17 protein-coding genes and 4 pseudogenes are annotated in these 21959 nt (G+C 65.3%); 4 read left to right on the plus strand and 17 right to left on the minus strand.

Annotated features, from left to right (window positions below; translation table 11 throughout):
* Positions 1–75: 75 nt before the first annotated feature.
* The 3 genes from AADZ55_RS13245 to AADZ55_RS13255 are packed head-to-tail and all read left to right on the plus strand — an operon-like array spanning position 76 to position 2883.
* Positions 76–390, plus strand: a complete 315-nt coding sequence (locus AADZ55_RS13245) for a DUF2563 family protein (protein WP_085326397.1) — start codon at positions 76–78, stop codon at positions 388–390.
* Positions 372–2330, plus strand: coding sequence for an alpha/beta hydrolase (locus tag AADZ55_RS13250; protein WP_085326395.1), 1959 nt, complete (start codon positions 372–374; stop codon positions 2328–2330). Before AADZ55_RS13245 ends, AADZ55_RS13250 begins: the two co-directional genes overlap by 19 nt.
* Positions 2311–2883 (plus strand): hypothetical protein, encoded by a 573-nt coding sequence (locus AADZ55_RS13255; protein ID WP_085326393.1) that lies wholly within the window; start codon positions 2311–2313, stop codon positions 2881–2883. The genes AADZ55_RS13250 and AADZ55_RS13255 overlap by 20 nt, the downstream gene beginning before the upstream one ends.
* Positions 2884–2896: 13 nt before the next feature.
* Here the strand turns inward: AADZ55_RS13255 and AADZ55_RS13260 are convergent, their stop codons facing one another.
* Complete coding sequence (locus tag AADZ55_RS13260; protein WP_085326391.1) at positions 2897–4024, minus strand: M24 family metallopeptidase; 1128 nt, start codon at positions 4022–4024, stop codon at positions 2897–2899.
* Positions 4025–4072: 48 nt separating this feature from the next.
* Here AADZ55_RS13260 and AADZ55_RS13265 point away from each other — a divergent pair, with 48 nt between their 5' ends.
* On the plus strand, positions 4073–5029 hold the full coding sequence (locus AADZ55_RS13265) for a 5'-3' exonuclease (protein WP_085326432.1): 957 nt from the start codon (positions 4073–4075) through the stop codon (positions 5027–5029).
* Between the two features lie 4 nt (positions 5030–5033).
* On the opposite strand, the gene AADZ55_RS13270 is transcribed toward AADZ55_RS13265, so the two are convergent.
* From AADZ55_RS13270 to AADZ55_RS13345, 16 genes and pseudogenes are all read right to left on the minus strand, one after another.
* A complete protein-coding gene (locus AADZ55_RS13270) occupies positions 5034–5762 on the minus strand; it encodes a DUF4333 domain-containing protein (protein WP_085326389.1) in 729 nt (242 codons plus the stop codon).
* 72 nt (positions 5763–5834) lie between these two features.
* Positions 5835–8603: a DEAD/DEAH box helicase gene (locus AADZ55_RS13275; protein ID WP_085326431.1), complete on the minus strand. Its 2769-nt coding sequence runs from the start codon at positions 8601–8603 to the stop codon at positions 5835–5837.
* A 96-nt stretch (positions 8604–8699) separates the two neighbouring features.
* Entirely contained in the window at positions 8700–9557 is an 858-nt protein-coding gene (tatC, locus tag AADZ55_RS13280) for a twin-arginine translocase subunit TatC (protein ID WP_242670202.1), read from the minus strand.
* Positions 9558–9674: 117 nt separating this feature from the next.
* On the minus strand, positions 9675–9926 hold the full coding sequence (tatA, locus tag AADZ55_RS13285) for a Sec-independent protein translocase subunit TatA (RefSeq protein WP_085326385.1): 252 nt from the start codon (positions 9924–9926) through the stop codon (positions 9675–9677).
* Positions 9927–10016: 90 nt separating this feature from the next.
* Positions 10017–10985 carry a helix-turn-helix transcriptional regulator gene (locus AADZ55_RS13290; RefSeq protein ID WP_085326383.1) on the minus strand — a complete coding sequence of 323 codons (969 nt, stop codon included), beginning with the start codon at positions 10983–10985 and terminating at the stop codon, positions 10017–10019.
* On the minus strand, positions 10982–11971 hold the full coding sequence (locus AADZ55_RS13295) for a helix-turn-helix transcriptional regulator (protein ID WP_085326381.1): 990 nt from the start codon (positions 11969–11971) through the stop codon (positions 10982–10984). Before AADZ55_RS13295 ends, AADZ55_RS13290 begins: the two co-directional genes overlap by 4 nt.
* Positions 11972–11981: 10 nt before the next feature.
* Positions 11982–12188: pseudogene (locus AADZ55_RS13300) on the minus strand (Pup--protein ligase); the annotation flags it as partial.
* A gap of 482 nt (positions 12189–12670) precedes the next feature.
* On the minus strand, positions 12671–13336 hold the full coding sequence (locus AADZ55_RS13305; protein ID WP_341286197.1) for a hypothetical protein: 666 nt from the start codon (positions 13334–13336) through the stop codon (positions 12671–12673).
* A 980-nt stretch (positions 13337–14316) separates the two neighbouring features.
* Positions 14317–15530 (minus strand): annotated as a pseudogene (locus tag AADZ55_RS13310) (ISL3 family transposase).
* A 285-nt stretch (positions 15531–15815) separates the two neighbouring features.
* Entirely contained in the window at positions 15816–16115 is a 300-nt protein-coding gene (locus tag AADZ55_RS13315; protein WP_085326377.1) for a PE family protein, read from the minus strand.
* Between the two features lie 339 nt (positions 16116–16454).
* The gene (locus AADZ55_RS13320; RefSeq protein WP_133056441.1) at positions 16455–17084 is read right to left on the minus strand and encodes a PPE family protein; all 630 of its coding nucleotides are present in this window, start codon (positions 17082–17084) and stop codon (positions 16455–16457) included.
* Between the two features lie 492 nt (positions 17085–17576).
* Positions 17577–18934 (minus strand): annotated as a pseudogene (gene pafA, locus AADZ55_RS13325) (Pup--protein ligase).
* Positions 18935–19021: 87 nt separating this feature from the next.
* A pseudogene (locus tag AADZ55_RS13330) lies at positions 19022–20007 on the minus strand (PE family protein); the annotation flags it as partial.
* A gap of 139 nt (positions 20008–20146) precedes the next feature.
* Positions 20147–20890 carry a proteasome subunit alpha gene (prcA, locus tag AADZ55_RS13335; RefSeq protein ID WP_085326373.1) on the minus strand — a complete coding sequence of 248 codons (744 nt, stop codon included), beginning with the start codon at positions 20888–20890 and terminating at the stop codon, positions 20147–20149.
* Complete coding sequence (prcB, locus tag AADZ55_RS13340; RefSeq protein WP_085326371.1) at positions 20887–21759, minus strand: proteasome subunit beta; 873 nt, start codon at positions 21757–21759, stop codon at positions 20887–20889. Before prcB ends, prcA begins: the two co-directional genes overlap by 4 nt.
* Positions 21756–21950, minus strand: a complete 195-nt coding sequence (locus AADZ55_RS13345; protein WP_085326429.1) for a ubiquitin-like protein Pup — start codon at positions 21948–21950, stop codon at positions 21756–21758. Before AADZ55_RS13345 ends, prcB begins: the two co-directional genes overlap by 4 nt.
* Between the last annotated feature and the right edge of the window lie 9 nt (positions 21951–21959).

The raw sequence follows: 21959 nt of genomic DNA on the forward strand, positions 1-21959 counted from the left end.
GCTGACCGATACAAGGTGAATTGACCGGCGAGTCCGCGGTAGTAGTCTTACAGCCAATTCCGAAGGGGGGCGCGGGTGTTTGTCAGTACCGGATTGCTACGCGCGGGGGCCAGCGAGTCACACCGCGCGGGCGGGCATGCCCAGGATGGCGCCGATCAGCTGTCACGGGGACCGCTGCTGTCGGGGATGTTCGGTGACTTCGCAGCGGCCGAGACGTTTCACGACGCGGTCGGTTCGACCCACACACAGCACGTTAGAAGCTTGCAGGCTCACCAGGAGGCACTGACCGCGCTCGGCGGCAAGGCACACTACGCTGCGACGGGGTTCACCGACATGGACAACCACAATGCGGCAAACCTGGGCGCGGTGCGATGCAGCTCCGCCACATAAGCATCCCAGCGCTGATCGCCGAAGCCGGCGGCGATCCCTGGATAATCAACCAAAGTCTGCAATCTGGTCGCCCGGCGCAGATTTCGGATCTGGCGGAGGCGTTTCATGCTGCGGGCCGATGCACCGCCGAGTCCAGCGCAGCCTTCGAGGAAGCCCGTCGCCGCTTCGAGGCGGCATGGAACCGCGAAAACGGCGATCATCCGATCAACGACGCCGCCGAAGTGCAGAGCGTGACCAAGTCGCTGGGCGCACAGTCCTTGCAGTTGCCCAAGATCGGGGTCGACCTGGAGAACATCGCGGCCACCCTGGCCGAGGTGCAACGAGCCGCAGCCGGGCAGATCGCGACTCTCGAGGGTCAGTTGCAGCAGATCGACAATCAACTCAGCCAAGCGCTCGAACTGGACAACGACATCCACCTCAGCGCCGACAGATCGGCGCTTGATGCGCTGATCACGAGTCTTGAACACGACGCCATCGACGACACCACCTCAACACTGGGCCAACTCGAGTCACTACGAAACGGCTACTCGGCTCGCTTGGAGAAGTCGCTGGCCACGCTCCGCGCCGACGGCTACGACCCGGTAGTTATCCAAGGGATAGACGCATTTCAATCGCCGGTGAAATCCGAAGAACCGATCCAGATTCCGCCACCAAGCACCAACGCAGAAGACGTGCACAGGTGGTGGACATCGCTGACGCCAGCGGACCGGCAACGTGTGCTCGCTGAGCACCCGGATCGGATCGGCAACCTCAACGGCGTTCCGGTGAGCGCGCGCAGTGATGCCAATATCGCGGTGATGGCACGAGACCTCAGCCGGGTGCGTGACATCGCCAGCCGCTACAACGTGTCGGCGGTCGAGGTGGTGGGTGATCCGGCGAAATTCGGTCTGTCGGCGAGCGATATCACCCGCTACCACAACGCCGATCAGACGAAGCAGGGCTTCGACCACGACGCCGATAGCGGCCGCAACGCGGTGTACCTGTTCGCTTATGATCCGCTGGCGTTCGGCGGTAAGGGGCGCGCTGCGATCGCCATCGGCAACCCGGACACCGCCAAACACACCGCCGTGATTGTGCCCGGTACCAGCAGCAGCGTGAAAGGTGGGTGGCTGCACGACATCCACAACGACGCGCTCAACCTGTACAGCCAGGCCAATGCCGCCGACCCGAGAAACCCCACCGCGGCGATCGCTTGGATGGGATATGACGCCCCGAACGATTTCACCGACCCGCGGATCGCCACACCGATGCTGGCCCGAACCGGCGGTGCGGCGCTGGCGCTGGACGTCAATGGTTTGTGGGTAACGCACCTCGGTGACGGCCAGCATGTCACCGTGCTGGGCCACTCCTATGGCTCGACGACTGTGGCCGACGCTTTCGCCATGGGCGGCATGCACGCCAACGATGCTGTGCTGTTGGGCTGCCCGGGAACCGACTTGGCCCGCAGCACCGCGAGCTTTCATCTTGACGGCGGACGGGTGTATGTGGGTGCGGCATCCACGGATCCGGTCAGCATGCTCGGGCAGCTGGATAGCCTCAGCAAATATGTGAACAGCAACAATATCGGCGGTCAGATGCTCGGTTTAACCGCTGGCCTCGGTGTCGACCCGGCTGGCGACGGATTTGGATCGGTGCGGTTCCGCGCCGAGGTCCCCGACTCGGATGGCATTAACCCCCACGACCATTCGTATTACTACCATCCTGGAAGCGAGGCGTTGCACAGCATGGCCGACATCACCTCTGGACATGATGACGCGCTGGCATCCGACGGCATGCTGGCTCAATCTCGATATCAGCCGCGCATCGAGATCAACGTTCCAGGCCTGGGTTCGGTGGGCGGCGATATACCGGGCACGCCGGCCACCCTCGATCCGGAGTGGAGCCGCCCCCCGGGATCCATCACCAACGATCATGTCTTCAATGACCAACACCACCACTGAGCCACGGCACCTAGGGTCACGGCAAGCACTGCTTGCCGTGATCGTCATCGCCGTCATGTTGTTAGGAGGATGCGCGCTGGTGATGCGCAAACCACATTCCGCGGGTTCGTCCAATCCATGGGACGATTCCGCTCATCCGCTCACCGACGAGCAAACCATGGCCCAGGTCGTCGAGCCCGGCAAACAGATCGTCGCCGGCGCCGACCTTCAGGGCGTCAGCGGCGGATTCTCGTTCGCCTCGTGCAACGACCAAGGCGATCCGCCAAATCAAGGCAGGCTCACCATCGGCTTCTTGTTGCGCGGCGAGCCGGACGCGTACTTTGAGCACGTCACGGCGGCGATGATCGGTCATGGCTGGAACGACGGCGCACCACCAGGACAGCACTACCACGGCACAGCGCTGCACAAAGACGGCGTGACCGCGAATATGAGCTACGTACCGTCCGACCACCATTACGGACTGCTCATCCTGTATGGCGAATGCCGCGATACGACCGACCACCACAATGACGGCAAAATGATTGATGTCACCAACCAACTAGTTGCGCGATGAGGCGGCGCTCATCTCAGGAAACGGGCACCACGATCAGCTTGCGCGGCTGATTGTTGACCGACACGCAGCCGTCCTCGGTCACGACGACGATGTCCTCGATGCGGGCACCCCACCGGCCCGGCAGATAGATGCCGGGCTCGATAGAAAACGCCATGCCCGCCGCCAATGGCAGATCATTGCCAGCGACGATGTAGGGCTCCTCATGCACGCACAGCCCGATCCCGTGCCCGGTGCGGTGCACGAAGTACTCCGCGAGTCCAGCTTCGGCCAGCACCGCGCGGGCGGCGGCGTCCACCCGCGCGGCGGTCACCCCCGGACGGACTGTCTCAAAGGCCGCACGCTGAGCGCGCATCAAAACCGAATATTGTTGCGCTACATCAGAATCGGGTTCGCCGAGGCTATATGTGCGGGTTGAGTCGGAGTGGTATCCGGGCTCATAGGTACCGCCAATATCGACGACGATGATGTCCCCCACTCGCAGCTCACGATCCGAATATCCGTGATGCGGGTCGGCGCCGTGCGGGCCGGAGCCCACAATAATGAACGCCACCTCCGAATGCCCTTCGGCGACAATCGCTTCAGCGATATCAGCGGCCACATCGGCCTCGGTTCGGCCCGGCACCAGAAACTCCGGCACCCGGGCATGCACCCGGTCGATCGCCGCACCGGCCCTGCGCAGCGCGTCGATCTCGGCTTCCTCCTTGATCATCCGCAGCCCGCGCAGCACATCGGTGGCCAATGTAGGCACCCCGCCCAACGCATCGGCCAACGGCAGCAGGTGCAGCGCCGGCATGGAATCGGTGACGGCGATAGCCGCCGGCGCCCCTCCCAACGCGGCGCTCACCAACCCGTACGGGTCGTCGCCGTCGACCCAATCGCACACGCGCAGGCCCAATTCCACCGCGGCGGATTCCTTGAGCGTGGCGAGTTCAAGCCGCGGCAGTACGACCGTCGGATCACCGGCGGCCGGCAACACCAGCGCGCTGAGTCGCTCGAACGTGTCCGCGCGCGAGCCGATGAGGTAACGCAGGTCATAGCCGGGGGTAATCACGAGACCGGCTAGGCCAGCGTCGGCGGTCGCGGCCGCCGCTGCGGCCAGCCGGCGGGCGTACACCCCGGCGTCGAATCGGCGGGAATCCATGGCAGCCAGGTTAACCGCGTGCGGGCAAGCGCTGGCAGGATGGCCCGCATGTCCGCACCCCTGTTGCTGCTCGACGGCGCCAGCATGTGGTTCCGCTCCTTCTTCGGCGTGCCGTCGTCGATCACCGCTCCCAACGGCCAGCCGGTCAACGCGGTTCGCGGATTCATCGACTCGGTGGCGGTGGTGGTCGCCCAGCAGCGGCCCAACCGGCTGGTGGTGTGCCTCGATCTGGATTGGCGGCCCCAGTTCCGGGTGGACCTCATCCCGTCGTACAAAACGCACCGGGTGGCCGAACCGGAGCCAGCGGGTCAGCCCGACCTCGAAGTGGTGCCCGACGAGCTGACCCCGCAGGTCGACATGATCATGGAACTGCTGGACGCCTTCGGGATCCCGACCGCAGGCGCCCCGGGTTTCGAGGCCGACGACGTGCTGGGCACGCTGGCAGCGAGCGAACGCAGCGACCCGGTGGTCGTGGTCAGCGGCGACCGTGACCTGCTGCAAGTGGTCACCGACGATCCCGTCGCCGTTCGCGTGCTCTATCTCGGCCGCGGGTTGGCGAAGGCCACCCTATTCGGACCCGCCGAGGTGGCCGAACGCTATGGGGTTCCGGTGGCTCGGGCCGGAGCCGCCTATGCCGAACTCGCGCTGCTGCGCGGCGATCCTTCCGACGGCCTGCCGGGTGTGCCCGGCGTCGGCGAGAAGACGGCGGCCAGTTTGCTGGCCCAGCACGGCTCGCTGGATCAGATCGTGGCTGCCGCCCATGACCCCAAGTCCACGATGGCCAAGGGGCTGCGGACGAAACTGCTTGCCGCGGCGGACTATATCCAGGCGGCAGGCCCTGTGGTGCGGGTAGCCACCGACGCACCGGTCACGCTGTCGACGCCCACCGATGCGCTGCCACTGGCGGCAGCCGATCCGAAGCGCACCGCCGAACTTGCGACCCGATTCGGGGTCGGCTCGTCGATCGCGCGGCTACAGAAAACGCTCGACAGCCTGCCCGGGTGAACAGCTATTGCGGTCGGCCGACCTCGTAGGTGCCCTTGTTGTCCTGGAAGGTCACCGTCACCCGCTTGGAGGCGCCGTCGATGCTCACCGTGCATTCGAAGGTGGCGCCCTTTTTGACGGTGGGGTCTGAGCCGTTGTTGCACTTGACGTCTTTGACGTTCTTGGCGCCGTAGCCGGTGGTCTCGTCGGTGAGAACCTGCTGCACACCGACCTGAGCCTTGGCGACGTCCAGTTTGGTGGTGACGAAAAATCCGGGTGCCCAGAAACCGAGCACCAAGACGATGCCGATGAATAGCACGGCGATCACCCCGACCACGCCGCCGATCACCGCCAGCGAACGCTTCGAACTCTGACTCGGCTGGTCATACGGACCGTATTGCCCGGGGTACTGGCCGGGCTGACCGTATTGAGCGGGCTGGCCGTATTGGCCCGGCTGGCCGTACTGGCCCGGCTGCTGGTATTGGCCGTACTGACCGGGCGCACCGAACTGGGTGGCTTGTGAGCCGAAGTCGGACTGCCCATAGCCGGGCGTGGGTTGCGGGTATTGCTGGGGGTACGCCGGGTCAGCCGGCTGTTGGTACTGCGGTGTATACGCCGGGGCGTGCCACGTCGCATCCTGGGTCGGTTGCTGCTGCCAGGGAGATCCCGCCGCCACGGTTGGGTCCGAGGATTGATCGCCCTGGCCGGGCGGTGGCCACGGCTGCCTCGGGTCTGATCCCTGCGGTCCGCTCATCGTTTCTCCTCAGTCCGATTCTTTTCCTGGCCCTGAACTGGCCCCCGGATGTAACCGTAGCTGCGGCCCAGCCTACCCGGCGTCAACCGCGACGACGCCGCGCCGAATGTCATTGATAGCGCGCTTGGCGGTGGCCCGCAGTTCGGGGTCGGGCGCAGCGTTGCGAACTTGGTCCAGCAGGTCGAGCACCTGGCGGCACCAGCGCACGAAATCCCCTGCCAGCAGTGTTGATTGGGAAGAGCCCGTCGCGTCGGCGGCGGCCAATGCCGCCGCCAGATCACCGGTTCGTGCCCAGCGGTAGATGACCCTGACGAAGCCGTCGTCAGGTTCGCGACTCGGGTTGATCCGGTGTGTCTGCTCGTCGGCGCGCAACGTCGCGGACAGCCTCGACGTCTGGGTCAGCGCTTGGCGCAGTCCCGGTGTGGGCACGTCCGCACCGAATGGGGCACCGGGGCCGTCACCGCCGCGCGTCTCGTAGACCACCGCCGACACCACAGCCGCCAGCTCGGCCGGTTTCAACCCCTCCCATGCACCCGTGCGCAGGCACTCGGCCACCAACAGGTCGCTTTCGCTGTAGATCCGCGCCAGTAGCCGACCGTGGTCGGTGACCTCGGGATCGGCGGCCGGGCCTCGGATGAACTCCCGCTCGGTGAGCAGCGCCACGATCCGGTCGAAGGTCCGGGCCAACGAGTTCGTGGCCGCGGCGACCTTTCTCTCCAATTGCGCGTTGTCGCGTTCGATGCGCAAATAGCGCTCGGCTTGACGGATCTGGGCTTCGAGCCCGGGCGCATTGTGCGCTGGATGACGGCGCAGTTGTGCACGCAACGACTCCAGCTCCGGATCGTGAAACGCGCCCTCCTTACCGCCGTCGCCACGTCGTGTCGGAACGACCAATCCCGCGGCGGCCGACCGCAACGCCGAGGCCAGATCGCGCCGGACCCGCGGTTGGCGGTGCTCGACCCGCTTGGGCAGCGTCATCGACCCCACCGGCGGCGTCGCCCCAGAGTAGTCGGCTGACGAGATCCGGCCCGCCCATCGATGTTCGGTCAGCACCAGCGGCCGCGGGTCCGAGCTATCGCGGGCCGATTCCAGGACCACGGCAAGGCCGCCGCGACGGCCGTGGGTGATGGTGATGATGTCGCCCCGGCGCAGCGCGGCCAGTGCATCGGTGGCCGCCTGGCGTCGCTGCAACCGGGACGCGCGGGCCTGCGCACGCTCCAGGTCGGACACCTGTGCGCGCAGCCGGGCGTATTCGAGGATCGGCGCATCCGGTCCTCCCAGTTCGGCAGCGATTTCGCCGAGCATCCCGTCGCCCCGCTCAATTCCGCGAACCAGTCCGACGACGGATCGGTCGGCCTGATATTGGGCGAACGACTGCTCGAGCAGCCGGTGCGCCTGTTCCGGACCCATCCGGTGCACCAGGTTGATGGTCATGTTGTACGACGGGGCAAATGAGCTGCGCAGGGGAAAAGTGCGGGTAGAGGCCAGGCCGGCCACCTCGGACGGTTCGACTTCTGGGTGCCAGATCACCACCGCGTGACCCTCGATGTCGATGCCGCGCCGCCCGGCCCGTCCGGTCAGCTGTGTGTACTCCCCCGGCGTGAGCGGCACGTGCTGCTCGCCGTTGAACTTCACCAGCCGCTCCAGCACCACGGTGCGGGCCGGCATGTTGATGCCGAGCGCCAAGGTCTCGGTAGCGAATACCGCCTTGACCAGACCAGCGGTGAACAGCTCCTCGACGGTGTGCCGGAATGCCGGCAACATCCCGGCGTGGTGGGCGGCCAGACCTCGCAGCAGCCCCTCCCGCCAGTCGTAGTAGCCGAGTACCGCCAGGTCGGAGTCGGCCAGGTCACCACAGCGATGCTCGATCACCTCCGCGATCTGTGCACGCTCCTCCTCGCTGGTCAGCCGCAGCGGCGACCGCAGGCACTGGGTGACCGCCGCGTCACAACCGGCCCGGGAGAACACAAACGTGATCGCCGGCAACAACCCGGCGGAGTCCAGCGCGGCAATCACCTCCGGCCGAGCGGGCGGGCGGTAGAAGCGCGGTCGGCCCGACCGACCGGGACCTCCTCGTCCGGCCTGCCGCCGGGGCGCACGCCAGTCCGACATCCGGTCCGCCTCGCGGCGATGGGCGATGTGGCGCAGCAACTCGGGATTGACCTGCGCCTTGCTCGTGTTGGACGGGGGCCCACCGGCCTCGGTCCGGTAGTCGAACAGGTCGAACATGCGCTTGCCCACCAAAACGTGCTGCCACAGCGGCACCGGGCGGTGCTCGTCGACCACCACCGTGGTGTCGCCCCGCACGGTCTGGATCCAGCCGCCGAACTCTTCGGCGTTGCTCACCGTCGCCGACAGGCTGACCACCCGCACGTCATCAGGCAGATGCAGGATGACTTCCTCCCACACCGGGCCCCGCATCCGGTCGGCGAGGAAGTGCACCTCGTCCATCACTACATGCGAAAGGCCTTGTAGCGCAGGGGAATCCGCGTAGAGCATATTGCGCAGGACCTCGGTGGTCATTACCACCACGGGCGCATCGCCGTTGACCGACAGGTCGCCGGTCAACAGCCCGATCCGGTCGCGTCCGTAACGTGCCACGAGGTCGGTGTGTTTTTGGTTGCTCAGGGCTTTGAGCGGCGTGGTGTAGAAGCACTTGCCGCCGGCCGCCAGCGCCAGGTGCACCGCGAACTCGCCGACCACTGTCTTGCCGGCGCCGGTCGGCGCGCAGACCAGCACACCGTGACCGCGTTCCAGCGCGCCACACGCCCGCTGCTGGAAGTCGTCGAGCGAGAACGGCAGTTCCGCGCTGAACCGGCCCAGCTCGGCGAGGTCGCTCACGACATCGCCCCGTTGGGCGAAGGCGCGCAGTTGTACGTCAAAATCGGCGTGTCGGCGTGCAGACACGCGCGCTCGCGACGGGGGCTATGTGGACCCTTAGGTGACGTCGTCATGAGGTCCACCGCTGACCGACGGCGCCGGCACCGGCGAGGGCGGATCGATGACTGAAGCTTCGTCATCGGGAATCGCGGCTTCACGCTTGGCTTTTCGCTTGTCGTGCACGCGAGCGACCTGAATGGCGAATTCGAGGAGCACGGTCAGCGCCGCCCCGAGCGCGGTCATCGAGAACGGGTCGGATCCGGGCGTGAAGATCGCCGCGAACACGAACATCGCAAAGATCAAACCACGCCGCCAGGACTTGAGCCGTTGGTAGGTCAGCATGCCGGCCATGTTGAGCATCACGATTAGCAGGGGGAATTCGAAGCTCACCCCGAACACCACCAGCAGATTCAGCAGAAAGCCGAAGTACCGGTCGCCGGACAGCGCGGTCACCTGCACGTCGCTGCCGACGGTCAACAAGAAGCCCAGCGCCTTGGATAGCACCAGGTAGGCCAGTACCGCACCACCGACGAACAGCACCGCCGCCGGGATCACGAACGCCACCGCGAAGCGGCGTTCCTTCTTGTAGAGACCAGGCGTGATGAACGCCCAGAGCTGGTAGAACCACACCGGACAAGCCAGCACGATCCCGGCGGCCATCCCGACCTTGAGCCGCAGCATGAACTGGTCGAACGGCGCGGTGGCCAACAACCGGCACTCTCCGTCGGCGCTGATATCGGCCCGGGCCGACTGCGGCAGGGCACAGTAGGGATGCCGCAGCCACTCGCCGAGACTCTGCAACCCGAAGATTGAATGCGAATACCAGATGAACCCAAAAATTGTGGTGACCAAGATCGCGGCCAGGGAAATCAGCAACCGGGTGCGCAGCTCAGTCAGGTGGTCGACCAGCGACATCGTGGCGTCGGGATTGACGCGGCTGCGCCTGTTGCGCGGGTTGAGCCGCTTGAGAAGACCGATGGCGCGCGCTGAAGCCCGGGAACCGTTCACGACACTCGGTCAGCGACGCCCGGGCTACGCCGGCCGCGCCTCGGTGCTGTCTTGACCAGAAGCTGCTGAGGGGTCGACACGCTGTGATTGCACCGGTGTGGGTGTCTCGATGGATGTTTCGGCCTTGTTCTCGTTCTGCAGTTCACGGACCTCGGACTTAAAGATGCGCAGCGACTTGCCCAGCGAGCGCGCCGCATCGGGGAGCTTCTTGGCACCGAACAACACGACCACCACGACAGCGAGGATCGCCCAATGCCACGGACTAAGACTGCCCACTTTGATTACCTCCAGACGTCCACCCGATGTTACCGCAGCAGCGCCCAGCGCCGGTGCGTCCGCGCCGCTGTGTGGTGCCCCTCAGCGGCACTAGTCCTTGACCGCGGCCTGGTATGCCTGAAGGGCGGCCGCAGCGCCCACCCGCACTCGCTGGGCAAGCGACTCCGGCGCCAGGACCCGCACCGCCGACCCGAAGCCCAGCAACAGGCGCGTCATCCAGTCCTCAGAGGCGTAGGTCATCGTCACCTCACAGGAGCGGTCCGGCAGCTCTCGCACCTCCCGAATCGGGTAGTACTCCAATATCCACGACGCCGACGGTGCCACCCGTAACGTCGCCGACGGCAGCGATGGGTCGCCGTCGAACAGCGACGTGTCCGGTGGCGCCTGCACCGCCGGTTTCGGTGGCATCGCGGGTTCGCCCAGCTCGGTGGCGTCGACAATCCGGTCAAAACGGAACAGCCGGACCCCTTCGGCCTCGCGTGACCAGGCCTCCAGGTAGCTGTGGCCGCCGATCAACAGCACCCGGATGGGGTCTACGGTCCGAGTGGTCAGCGTGTCGTGCGACGCGGAGTAGTAGTCGATGGTCAGCGCGCGCTTGTCACGCACCGCCGCGCGCACCGTGGCCGCAGCCCGGCTCTCGACGGGAGCGGGCTCGTCGACGGCCGTCACCGTGCTGTCATGCCCAACGGTGCCGGCCGCGGCCGCGATCTTGGCGATCGCGCTACGCGCCGCTTGCGGATCGACCACACCCGGAATGTCGGCGAGCGCCCGCAGCGCCACCAGCAATCCGGTGGCCTCTGGTGACGTGAGCTTCAGCGGCCGGTCGATGCCCGCCGAGAACGTCACCTCGATGGTGTCACCCGAGAACTCGAAATCGATGAGGTCACCCGGGTAGTAGCCAGGAAGACCGCACATCCACAGCTGGTTGAGGTCCTCCTCCAGCTGCTTGGCGGTCACTCCGAGTTCGGCGGCGGCCTCGGCGCGCGTGATCCGCGGGTTGGCCTGGAAGTAGGGCACCATATTGAGCAGCCGCGCCAGGCGGGTGGACACCGGTGTCATTCTGGTGCTCCGGCCGCGGCGCGCAACCGGGTCAGCACATCGTCGCGCAGCGACGGCGGCTGCAGCACGATCGCGTCGGCCCCATAGCCGCTGATCTCACGCGCCAGCCCGTCGCTGGATCGGATGTCGAGCTCGATCACCTCGCCATCGCGGCCGGCAAGTTGCCGCCGCCCCACCGACCGTCCGGCGCGTCGCAACGCTGTGGCCCGACCGTCGGCCACCCAAACCGTGGCCTGCACACCGGTCGGTGTCTCCGTCACCATCTGCGCGACGATGCTTCGCAAGTCCACGCCATCGGGCACGGTGGTCGCGCCGGCCGGCTCGATCGGCGTCACCGCCGCCCCAATCCGTGACAGCCGGAACACGCGGGTTGCGCCGCGGTCGCGGTCGTGGCCGACGAGATACCAGCGGCCCTTCTCGGTGACTAAGCCCCACGGTTCGACGGTCCGGATGGTGAACGGCTCGGCGCGCGACGATCGATGCGGGAATTGCACTGCCTGCCGGGAGTCGATGGCCGACAACAGGATTCCGAGAACGTCCTCAGACCCCCATAGACCCGGGACGGCGGCAGCGGAGGCGATGGCCACCGGGGCGTCGGGATCGACGTCCACCCCGGCGGCCCGCAGCTTGAGCAACGCGCCCTGCGTCGCGGTGATCAACTCCGGCGACTCCCACAGCTGGGTCGCGACGGCCACCGCGGCCGCCTCGTCCGGAGTCAGCTCAACGGGAGGCAGTGCGTAGGCGTCGCGGTTGATGCGGTAACCCTCGGTGGGGTCCAGCGCCGACACCCTGCCAACCTCTAGCGGAACGCCGAGGTCACGCAACTCATTCTTGTCGCGCTCAAACATCCGGGAGAACGCTTCAGCGGTCGGGCTGTCCGAATAGCCCGCCACGGTGGACCTGATCTTTTCTGCGGTGATGTAGCCACGGGTGGACAGCAGGGCGATGACGAGATTGACCAGCCGTTCGACTTTCGAGGTCGCCATTAGTCGGGCTCTACATGCTCACGATCGGTCGTTTAACCCGCTCGTCGACCGCCCGGAACGGGTCTTTGCACAGCACGGTGCCCTGCACCTGGTCCTCGAGTTTGAGAGGCACCCAGTCGACGGTGAAATCACGCCCCGCTTCCTGCGCGGCGCTGATGAACTCACGACACAGGCTGGCGCGCGTGGTCTGCGGCGGCTGGTCCACGGCCGCCGCGACGAGCAGGTCTTCGAGCACCCATTCACTGGCCCGATCGGGGGTGACCAGCTGCACCAGGCTGTCGCATTCGACGGTGGTGTACTCGCGATGGCTACCCACCTCGTCCAGGGACAGGCGACGATTGCCGTGGAAGGTGCAGGTGACACCGAACTCGGTTTCGATGCCCATGATTCGTCGCCGCACGAGTTCGAGCGTACTTGTTGTCCAACCGCGACGGTGCGCAAGCCACGCCCTACGCATGCGGTTGTCGAAATGAGCCCCCAAACCGGGGTGGCCGCGGTGTCGCAGCCGACGCTCAACCACCGCCTACCCGTGTTCGCTAAACGTGATTTCCCGCAAGACCTTTCGACCGCACGCACGACTCACCCCCGACTGGGTGCGGCTAGCCTGGCGCGCTACGACGTGAGTAGACGACCTTTCCGGCCCCGACGCACCGGGGCCGGAAAGGTCCAATTTCACCCTTACTGCGACGGTCCCCAGCCCTAGTCGCTGTCCTCGTTCAGGTTGACCTCGTTCTGGTCGCTTATGCTGTTCAAGTCCGAGTAGCCGCTTAGGCTTTCGCTATCCGAGTCCTGATAGTTGTCACCGTCGGCCGCCGGCACTACATCCACGGGCTGCACTGGATCCACGATCAGGCCGGAGATGCTGTTCAAGTCGGAGTTGTCGCTTAGGCTTTCGCTATCCGAGTCCTGATAGTTGTCACCGTCGGCCGCCGGCACTACATCCACGGGCTGCACTGGATCCACGATCAGGCCGGAGATGCTGTTCAAGTCGGAGTACTCGCTGTTGTCGCTATCCGAGTCAGAATGCTCCGCTGCATCCACCTGGATGGGCACCGGCAAATACTCGTCCTCATCGTCAGAATACCCATCATCAGAATACTCATCGTCAGAATACCCATCATCAGAATACTCATCGTCAGAATACTCATCGTCAGAATACTCATCGTCAGAATACTCATCCGTTCCCAACACAATTGGCAAACCGTTCTGATCGACCCCGATAACAATTCCTGGGCCCTCGTTTGGATCAGGCGTGGTGGCAGCGGCAGCGATTGGGGCAAATGCCACGAGGGGCAGTGCGATCAGCGCGCCGGCTACGGAGGCCCGAGTGAGATTGCTCGGCCGGGCAGTTTTGGAGCGAAACACAACATTCCTTTCTGTCGAACGGCGAGCCACAAACTGGCAACTCGCCCCTAAAATCGGCGATCAGACTGGTCAATCTGGTCCCGAAAACCATTGCTAAACTGCAGGTCCAAAGTGGATATTTGCACCCTTCAGAAAACCGAATAGCGATTGCAGAGGTCGGCGTGCCGAGCGCCGATAGCGCCGCATTTATGGACCTAGAGAGCCCGTAGCCAATGCGGACCGGTACACCACTGACCGGTACACCACTGGGTGGTTCGTTACTTTAGGGTGCTACCGCCTTGTGCCGGGAGCCTGAAATCGACTACCAAGTAAGGTAGGCGACCGCGTGTCGACGTTGACAGTTTGCACAAAATCCCTTCCACTGAAGCTCGCGCCGAACCCTGACCACGGAGAACCCAATATTAGACGTCTGTCTAATACATCTCCAAACTTAGGGCGGGGCAAGTGATTAACCCCACAGGTGCCGTGTCGGGACGGTGGTTCGTAGGCGTGTGGATGAACGAAAGTGTTAGGCCTGCCGAACCGCGCGGCGCGGTACCGCAGCCCGGCGATGGATCACATCGGCCACCTGCCCTCGCCGCCGAGCGGGGTCCCCACGTTTGATTGGGTTCCGTTGTCGGCCATCGTTGTTCGGACAGGAAGAACCAGCAACAACATTTCATCGAACAATCCGGCGGCATGATCTGGAACAAGTCAGCCGCAAGCTTGTCAAGGGCAACAGCCTCTTCGCGTCCGGCCAGGAGCTCCACGCGGTGTGCCGGCACCTCGAGACTGCTGACTCGACGCGGCATCGCTCCACGAGGAACTCATCCCAACCAAGTTCGCTCTACCGGGACCACCACCCCACCACCCCAGGCCGCAGAACGAGTGGACCACCAACGGGGCTCTTCGACCAGCCGATCTTGTTCCACCACAACCACAATGCGTTCCCATAGGGAATATCCCTCGGCAAGGTAGTCACGCGCTCCTTAACCGGCTCGTCATGATCGAGGGTGTAGCTGAGATCTGAATCCGCCGGTTCCAGCAGGGATCTGGCGATGTAGTTGGTGAGGCTGCGAAAGTCCACGCGAATCCGCGTAGGTATTCGAGGCGGCGGTTTATCGCTTCGGTGGGCGCGTTGGACGTGCCGGGGCGGTCGAAGCAGGCCAAGACGTCGGCGCCCCGCTTCTTTAGCTGCGTCCGAGGGTGATCAGTTCCTGCAGGGGCTTTGGGCACGCCGGTGCTGAGCGTGGTGATCAGCGCCGCCATCATGATGCGGCCTTTCTTGCGGTCGGGCTCTCCAGGTTGGCCTGGACCTCGACATGGGCATCGACGGCGAATAGGGTGGCCAGCCGGGCTTTTGCGTGTCGGTGAGCAGGCCAGCGCCGGTGTGCAGGGTGCGCCGTTGCTCGGTAGAGCGGATGGTCTTGCGGCCGCGGTGCCCGCAGGTAGCCAGTTGGACGCGGCGCCACCGGCGTCGGGTAGTTCTTCGGTGGCCGCGGTCTTGAACCCGGAAAATCCATCCATGGCAACCATTGCCACACCATCACGCCACTGCGTCGGCCTGTCGGCCAGCCATTGTTGGAGGGCATGTTTGGAGCGTCCTTCGATCATGTCGAGCAGCCGGACCGGGCCGGTCTGGTCGCGCACTGGGGTCAGGTCGACGACGACGGTGACGTACTTGTCGCCGCGGCCGATGTGACGCCAGACATGTTCGTCGACTCCGATCACCGCCACATCGTCGAAACGGTCCGGAGCGGCGATGAGTAGCGGCGTGCCTTCGGCCAGCACCGCATTGTTAGCGGAGTTCCACGACGCTCCAGCGACCCGGGCCACGCTCAGGTGTTGGCATACAAGGGCTTCCAGCGCCCAAGGCAGACCGCACCGCGACAGCTTGGGCGCGGTTCGACCGCCTTGCTGGTGTCTTGGCGCGATACACGACCACAGCCGGCGCATGGGTAGCGGCGGATGGTGATCAGCAAGGTCGTGGGCGGCCCCCCGAACGGTTCGTGTGCAAGTCGGCGGGTGACGCTGTCACGCACGCTGCCCGGCTCACCGTGCGGCACCATCGGTCCTCGTCGGTGATCCGGCAGCCTAGCACGGCCCGGTCGGGTTGCGGGCGTTGTCCGGTCACCTCCAACCCAAGCTCGTCGAGGCGGCAGAAAGTGGTCACATCAGCGCAGGCGAAGCCCGCACCGCGGGTAGCGTCGTGCACGTCGAGGTCCTTCTAGATGGGCAGTGGGAGAACTCCCATCATCGGAAGACCTCGACCCTTACTCAGGCATCGACGCGCCGATTGCCCTCCACACCCCCATCTGCAAGAGACCCCAATGCAGGTAGTGCGCCGATCTCCACCAAGTCGCGGCCTTCGCCAAAAATGCAACCGGTCTGGGTGATCACCCAAAATCCGGCAGCTGCACCAGAATTCACCACTAAGCACCCCTAGCGACAAACAATTCAAACACCGACTGCTACGTCGGTATCGCCGGACGAGACCAGGTCAGCCGGCGCGTGTGGCGTTGTCGGCCTCGGTGGTCAAGTACGCGGCCGCGGAGTCCAACAGCGAGGCCAGAAAGTCGTCAAAAATCACCGCTCCCCGACCACTGACCTCCCGATAGCTCACCGCCTGCGCGCGCAGGCGCGCCGCCACCCGCGCCGACACATCGTCGGCACCGGGGGCAACCACAGTGGTCGTCACCGCGTCCGCCGAAACACCACTGGCAACGATGCGCGCACCAATGCCCCATGACTCATCCGCCGCTATGGTCAACGCCTCGGGTACAACGCTCACAAAAGACATGTCAACTCCGCTTCTTCTCAATCGACTCGAGCAATTACCAAGAATTGCCAATTACCGTTCCACCGAAAGGCCTGACGACGCGCCCTGGCCCTGATCGCCCTAATGCGCGGCCGCACCCGTCGGCAAGATGAGCGTGATGCTCGCCGAAATACACCGATCGGATCCCACCCAGCTAAAGAGGGCGGCGCCGACGGGCGCCGTGGCGTGTTGGCCGAAGCTATTCGCCGCAACCAGCTGCCGCCGCTGCCCTGCGGCATACAACCATTGTGTAGCCCCTACAGGCGACGGCCCATGCCGCGACCGGCATACTCAACTAACCGCCTGGGCCGTTCCGCTATATCACCCCTGAGCCCATTGGCGAGAAACCTCGTCGACCGTGATCTTCGGTGCCTCCACAAACGGCTGCACCCACCGCATGTCAAACTCCACGACACCTCGATACGACTCCATCGTCCTAGCATTCGTATCCCAGTAATTCTGGTATTCGGCTTCACAGCACGCAATCTCGTGAAAGTTTTGCCCCAAGTGATTGGTCTGGTACAGCTGCTTTCTCCAGGCGACGTTGGCGGCGACCGTCTCCGTGGGCACCATCGAACGAGCCGCCCACTGCCAGGCATCCACGGTACAGCTGGCCAGTGCGGCGGTCGAGCTGGCACGTTTTGCTGTGTCGTTCAGCCAAGCCAGATAGGGTGCAGCCGCCTGGGTCATCTCTGTCGCCGCCTTACTCTGCCACGCCCCCGTCAGCGTCGTCAGCGCGCGGTTGATGTCGCACGCTGCTGTATAGAGGTCGTCCGCCAAGCGCCTCCACGCCATCCCGGCACGCCCCACCGAGTAAGGACCCGGGCCGGCAAAAAACCTGCGGGCGTTCTCCTCCGGCGGTATCGCCGCGTAGCTAGGCAACTCTTTGTTCCTTTCGGGATGCATGTCGGCATTGACGGTGAACACAATAACAGCAATATGGGCGCTCAAATACCAGCCCGCCCAATGCTATTGGGCGCTCGTCCAATAGCACCGGTGGGCATTTTCGCGGGTGTCCCGACAGGTGAACTCATCCCGGTGGAGAAATGCTGCGCAGATACCGGGTTGTGGGTAGTGGTAAACAACGCCGATGTCTGCATCAGCACGTCACCAGAATGCGTTCCTATCGATGTGATTCGCCCAACTGGAAACGAACCTCATTGGGGCGCTTGCCGTTACACAACGTTTCTGTAACTGCTGCGAAGTTCGGACGGCAGAATCGTCAGCGGCAGCTCGGGCACGTGCAATGTCACCCTGCCGCTCTTGAGGGTATGTGCGTCAACCCAATTCGGCGAGGAAGGGCACCGACGCGCTGCGGCGCCGCCAGACGTGGCCGATGTCTACCGCGGCTCATTCACACTTTTCTGGACACCAACCAGACAAAGGCGCCGGCAAGCGAGACGACGCTGAGTGACTACTGCGACGCGGTCGCCGCTAGTCGGGCTACATGCTCGCGATCAGCCGTTTAACCCGCTCGTCGACCGCCCGGAACGGGTCTTTGCACAGCACGGTGCGCTGCGCCTGGTCGTTGAGTTTGAGATGCACCCAGTCGACGGTGAAATCACGCCCCGCTTCCTGCGCGGCGCTGATGAACTCACCACGCAGCCTGGCGCGCGTGGTCTGCGGCGGCTGGTCCACGGCCTCCGCGATTTCTTCGTCGGTGGTCACCCTCGCCGCCAACCCTTTGCGCTGCAGCAGATCAAAGACACCGCGTCCGCGTTTGATGTCGTGGTATGCCAGATCCAGCTGAGCGATCTTCGGATGGGACAGCTCCATGTTGTAGCGGTCCTGATAGCGCTGGAACAGCTTGCGTTTGATCACCCAGTCGATCTCGGTGTCGACCTTGGCGAAATCCTGGCTTTCGACGGCATCAAGCTGTCGGCCCCACAGGTCAACGACCTGCTCGATCTGCGCGTTGGGCTCGCGGGTCTGCAGATGCTCGACGGCGCGGGTGTAGTACTCCCGCTGGATGTCCAGCGCGCTGGCCTGACGTCCGCCGGCCAACCGAACCGGCCGGCGGCCGGTGACGTCGTGACTGACCTCGCGGATGGCACGGATCGGGTTATCCAGCGAGAAGTCCCGGAACGCCACCCCCGCCTCGATCATTTCCAGCACCAGCGCCGCGGTGCCCACCTTGAGCATGGTGGTGGTCTCGCACATGTTGGAGTCACCGACGATGACGTGCAACCGCCGGTACTTCTCGGCATCGGCATGCGGCTCGTCGCGAGTGTTGATGATCGGCCGGCTACGGGTGGTGGCCGAGGAGATCCCTCCCAGATGTGCTCGGCGCGTTGGGATAGGCAGAACGTCGCGGCCTTAGGGGTCTGCAGCACCTTGCCAGCGCCGCAGATCAGTTGGCGAGTGACCAGGAAGGGCAACAGCACATCGGAAATCCGGGAGAACTCGCCGGCCCGCACGATCAGGTAGTTCTCGTGGCAACCGTAGGAGTTACCCGCCGAATCGGTGTTGTTCTTGAACAGGTAAATGTCGCCACCGATGCCTTCGTCGGCGAGCCGCTGCTCGGCGTCGACGAGCAGGTCTTCGAGCACCCATTCACCGGCCCGGTCATGGGTGACCAGCTGCACCAGGCTGTCGCATTCGGCGGTGGCGTACTCGGGATGGCTACCCACGTCGAGGTAAAGCCGCGCGCCGTTGCGCAAGAACACGTTGGAGCTGCGGCCCCAGGACACCACCCGACGGAACAGGTAGCGGGCCACCTCGTCCGGGGACAGGCGACGATGGCCGTGGAACGTGCAGGTGACACCGAACTCGGTCTCGATGCCCATGATTCGCCGCTGCACGAGTTCGAGCGTACTTGTTGTCCGACCGCGACGGTGCGCAAGCCTCGCATGCGGAGCGTCGTTGTTGGGTTAGGCGTCCGGTCAGCGCGCTCCCGGGCTGCCGAACAGCAGCCCGCGCTTGCCGCCGTTGCCACCGAGCCCATCGGCTCCCGGGGGCGGTACCGGGGTCCGCCGCCAGCACCGGCCCCGCCGTGCCCATCGTCGCCGATCAGGTATGCGTTGCCGCCGTGCCCGCCTGTTCCGCCGGCCCCACCAGGCCCGGTAGTGCCGGCACCACCTGGGCCGGCATCCCCGCCAGCCCCGCCACTGCCAACCAGGAAGCCGCCGTCTCCGCCATTTCCGCCGGGATTGCCGTCGCCGCCGAGGCCACCGCTGCTGGCCGAGCCCGGCGCGCCGGTCCCGCCGGTGCCGCCGAGAAAGACGGGAGCTCCGCTGCTCGCGCCGGCCCCGGCATCACCACCGTTTCCGTACAACAGCCCGGCGTAGCCGCCGTTGCCACCGGCACCGCCGTCGCCACCGCCGGACGCGCCGGGCGCCCCGTTGCCGCCCCTACCGCCGTGGCCGATCAGCCCCGCCGACCCGCCGGCGCCGCCGGCGGCTCCGGGGCTGGTGCTGTTTCCGCCGTTGCCGCCGGTGCCGTACAGGAATCCACCGGGCCCACCGGGTTGGCCCACCCCATCAACGGTTCCCCCATCGGCGCCGTCGCCGATCAACGGGCGCCCCAGCAGCGTCTGGGGCGGTGCGTTGACGGCGTTGAGCAGCTCCTGCTGCACGGTCTGCAGGGGTACGCGTTGGCCGCCTCGGCCCCGGCATACCAGCTCCCACCGGCGGTCAGGGCCTGCACGAATTGATCATGAAATGCCGCTGCCTGGGCGCTGAGCGCCTGATAGCTCGAAGCGTGCGCGCCGAACGGCGCCACAAGCTGCTCCGACATCTCATCGGCCGCGGCCGCAACCACCCCGGTCGTGGGAGCCGCCAGCGCGGCATTCGCCGCGTCGGATCGCCGAACCAATCCCGGCCAGGTCACCGGCCGTCGCCAGCAACGCCTCCGGAGCCGTGATCACAAACGACATGTGACACCTCACATCGCACGGCAACCCGCCAATCGGCTAGTCGCAATGGATGAAATCGGCGGCAACGAACCTTATCGTGATCCGGCGGCTCATCTTCCCGAATCCACCGAACACGTTTAGCAGCGCCTCGCGCCACTGCCTAGTCCGAAGATTCGCTGTCGGCTTCGGGGCTCGTCGAGCCGTCCGGTAGCAGTGCTTCCAACGCGGATCCGGTGACACGCCGAAACGCCCGCCGCGGCCGCTGGGCGTCAAGGATGGCCACCTCCAAGTTGGACACACCAAGAGTGGGCTGGTCGCTGCCGTTGCCGCCGCTCGCCCGCAGCGCCTGCACCGCGATCCGAACGGCGTCGGTCAGGTCGGCGTTCTCGGCGTAAGACTCCTTGAGCGCATTGGTGATCGGCTCCGTGGTGCCACCCATGACCACGAAATGCGGCTCGTCAGCGATCGACCCGTCATAGGTGATCCGGTACAGCTCGGGTGGTTTCGTCTCGCCGTAGTGCGCCACCTCGGCCACGCACAACTCGACCTCGTAGGGCTTGGCCTGCTCGGTGAAGATGGTGCCCAGCGTCTGCGCGTAGACGTTGGCCAGCTGTCGGCCGGTGACGTCGCGGCGGTCGTAGGCGTAGCCGCGGGTGTCGGCGAACTGGATCCCGCCACGGCGCAGATTGTCGAACTCGTTGAACTTGCCGGCGGCCGCGAAGCCCACCCGATCGTAGAGTTCGCTGATCTTCTGCAGGGATCGCGACGGGTTCTCGGCGACGAACAGCACACCGCCGGAGTAGGCCAGCGCCACCACGCTGCGGCCGCGCGCTATGCCCTTGCGCGCGAGCTCGCTGCGCTCCCGCATCGCCTGTTCAGGAGAAATGAAATACGGGAAGCTCACTTCTCACCGCCATCAGGACCGAAAGTGTCCGCGCGTGAACGGCTTTCGATGATTTCGCGGGCCAATTCTGCGATCCGGCTCTCTGGCACATCGGCCGCCCCGTCGGCGCCGATGGTGACGGCCGTCGGGTAGATGCCGCGGACCAGATCCGGTCCACCGGTGGCAGAGTCGTCGTCGGCGGCGTCGTAGAGTGCCTCCACGGCTACCCGCAACGCCGAATCGGCGTCGGTGACCTGCGAATACAACTTCTTCATCGACGACTTGGCAAAGATCGACCCCGACCCCACAGCCTGATAACCCTCTTCTTCGATGTTCCAGCCGCCGGCAGCATCGAATGACACGATGCGGCCCGCGCCCTGCGGGTCGGACGCGTGGATGTCGTAGCCCACCAGCAGCGGTAGCGCCACCAGCCCTTGCAGCGCGGCCCCCAGGTTGCCGCGCACCATGATCGCGAGCCGGTTGACCTTGCCGGCAAACGTAAGCGGCACCCCTTCAAGCTTCTCGTAGTGCTCGAGTTCGACCGCGTAGAGGCGGGCAAACTCGACGGCGATGGCAGCGGTGCCGGCAATGCCGGTCGCGGTGTAGTCGTCGGTGATGTAGACCTTACGCACGTCGCGCCCGGCGATCATGTTGCCCTGGGTCGAGCGCCGGTCACCGGCGATAACGACACCGCTCGGGAATTTCAGGGCCACGATCGTGGTGCCGTGGGGCAGCTGGTCACCGCCGGGTCGCGCGCCGCCGCTGAGGCTTGCCGGCAACAGTTCGGGCGCCTGGCGGCGGAGCAGATCAGCGAAGGATGACAGGTCTACAGCGGGTGATCGGAATGGTGCTGAGTTGATGGACAGGCGATCGGGCAACGGCCAGGTCACTGGCCGCCCTTTTGGACGTACGCGCGGACGAAGTCCTCGGCATTCTCTTCCAGGACGTCGTCGATTTCGTCGAGCAGATCGTCGGTTTCCTCCGTGAGCTTCTCGCGACGCTCCTGGCCCGCGGCGGTGCTGCTGGCGAGGTCGTCATCGTCGCCGCCGCCACCACCACGTTTAGTCTGCTCCTGAGCCATCGCCGCCTC

The sequence above is a fragment of the Mycobacterium decipiens genome (assembly GCF_963853665.1).
Lineage (GTDB): Bacteria > Actinomycetota > Actinomycetes > Mycobacteriales > Mycobacteriaceae > Mycobacterium > Mycobacterium decipiens.

Bases quoted from the DNA above. Each gene is read 5' to 3' on its own strand.
- AADZ55_RS13295 (WP_085326381.1), bottom strand. From the start codon at position 11,971: ATGGCGACCTCGAAAGTCGAACGGCTGGTCAATCTCGTCATCGCCCTG.
- AADZ55_RS13250 (WP_085326395.1), top strand. From the start codon at position 372: ATGCAGCTCCGCCACATAAGCATCCCAGCGCTGATCGCCGAAGCCGGC.
- AADZ55_RS13290 (WP_085326383.1), bottom strand. From the start codon at position 10,985: ATGACACCGGTGTCCACCCGCCTGGCGCGGCTGCTCAATATGGTGCCC.
- AADZ55_RS13265 (WP_085326432.1), top strand. From the start codon at position 4,073: ATGTCCGCACCCCTGTTGCTGCTCGACGGCGCCAGCATGTGGTTCCGC.
- AADZ55_RS13255 (WP_085326393.1), top strand. From the start codon at position 2,311: ATGACCAACACCACCACTGAGCCACGGCACCTAGGGTCACGGCAAGCA.
- AADZ55_RS13260 (WP_085326391.1), bottom strand. From the start codon at position 4,024: ATGGATTCCCGCCGATTCGACGCCGGGGTGTACGCCCGCCGGCTGGCC.
- AADZ55_RS13345 (WP_085326429.1), bottom strand. From the start codon at position 21,950: ATGGCTCAGGAGCAGACTAAACGTGGTGGTGGCGGCGGCGACGATGAC.
- tatC (WP_242670202.1), bottom strand. From the start codon at position 9,557: ATGTCGCTGGTCGACCACCTGACTGAGCTGCGCACCCGGTTGCTGATT.
- AADZ55_RS13270 (WP_085326389.1), bottom strand. From the start codon at position 5,762: ATGAGCGGACCGCAGGGATCAGACCCGAGGCAGCCGTGGCCACCGCCC.
- AADZ55_RS13315 (WP_085326377.1), bottom strand. From the start codon at position 16,115: ATGTCTTTTGTGAGCGTTGTACCCGAGGCGTTGACCATAGCGGCGGAT.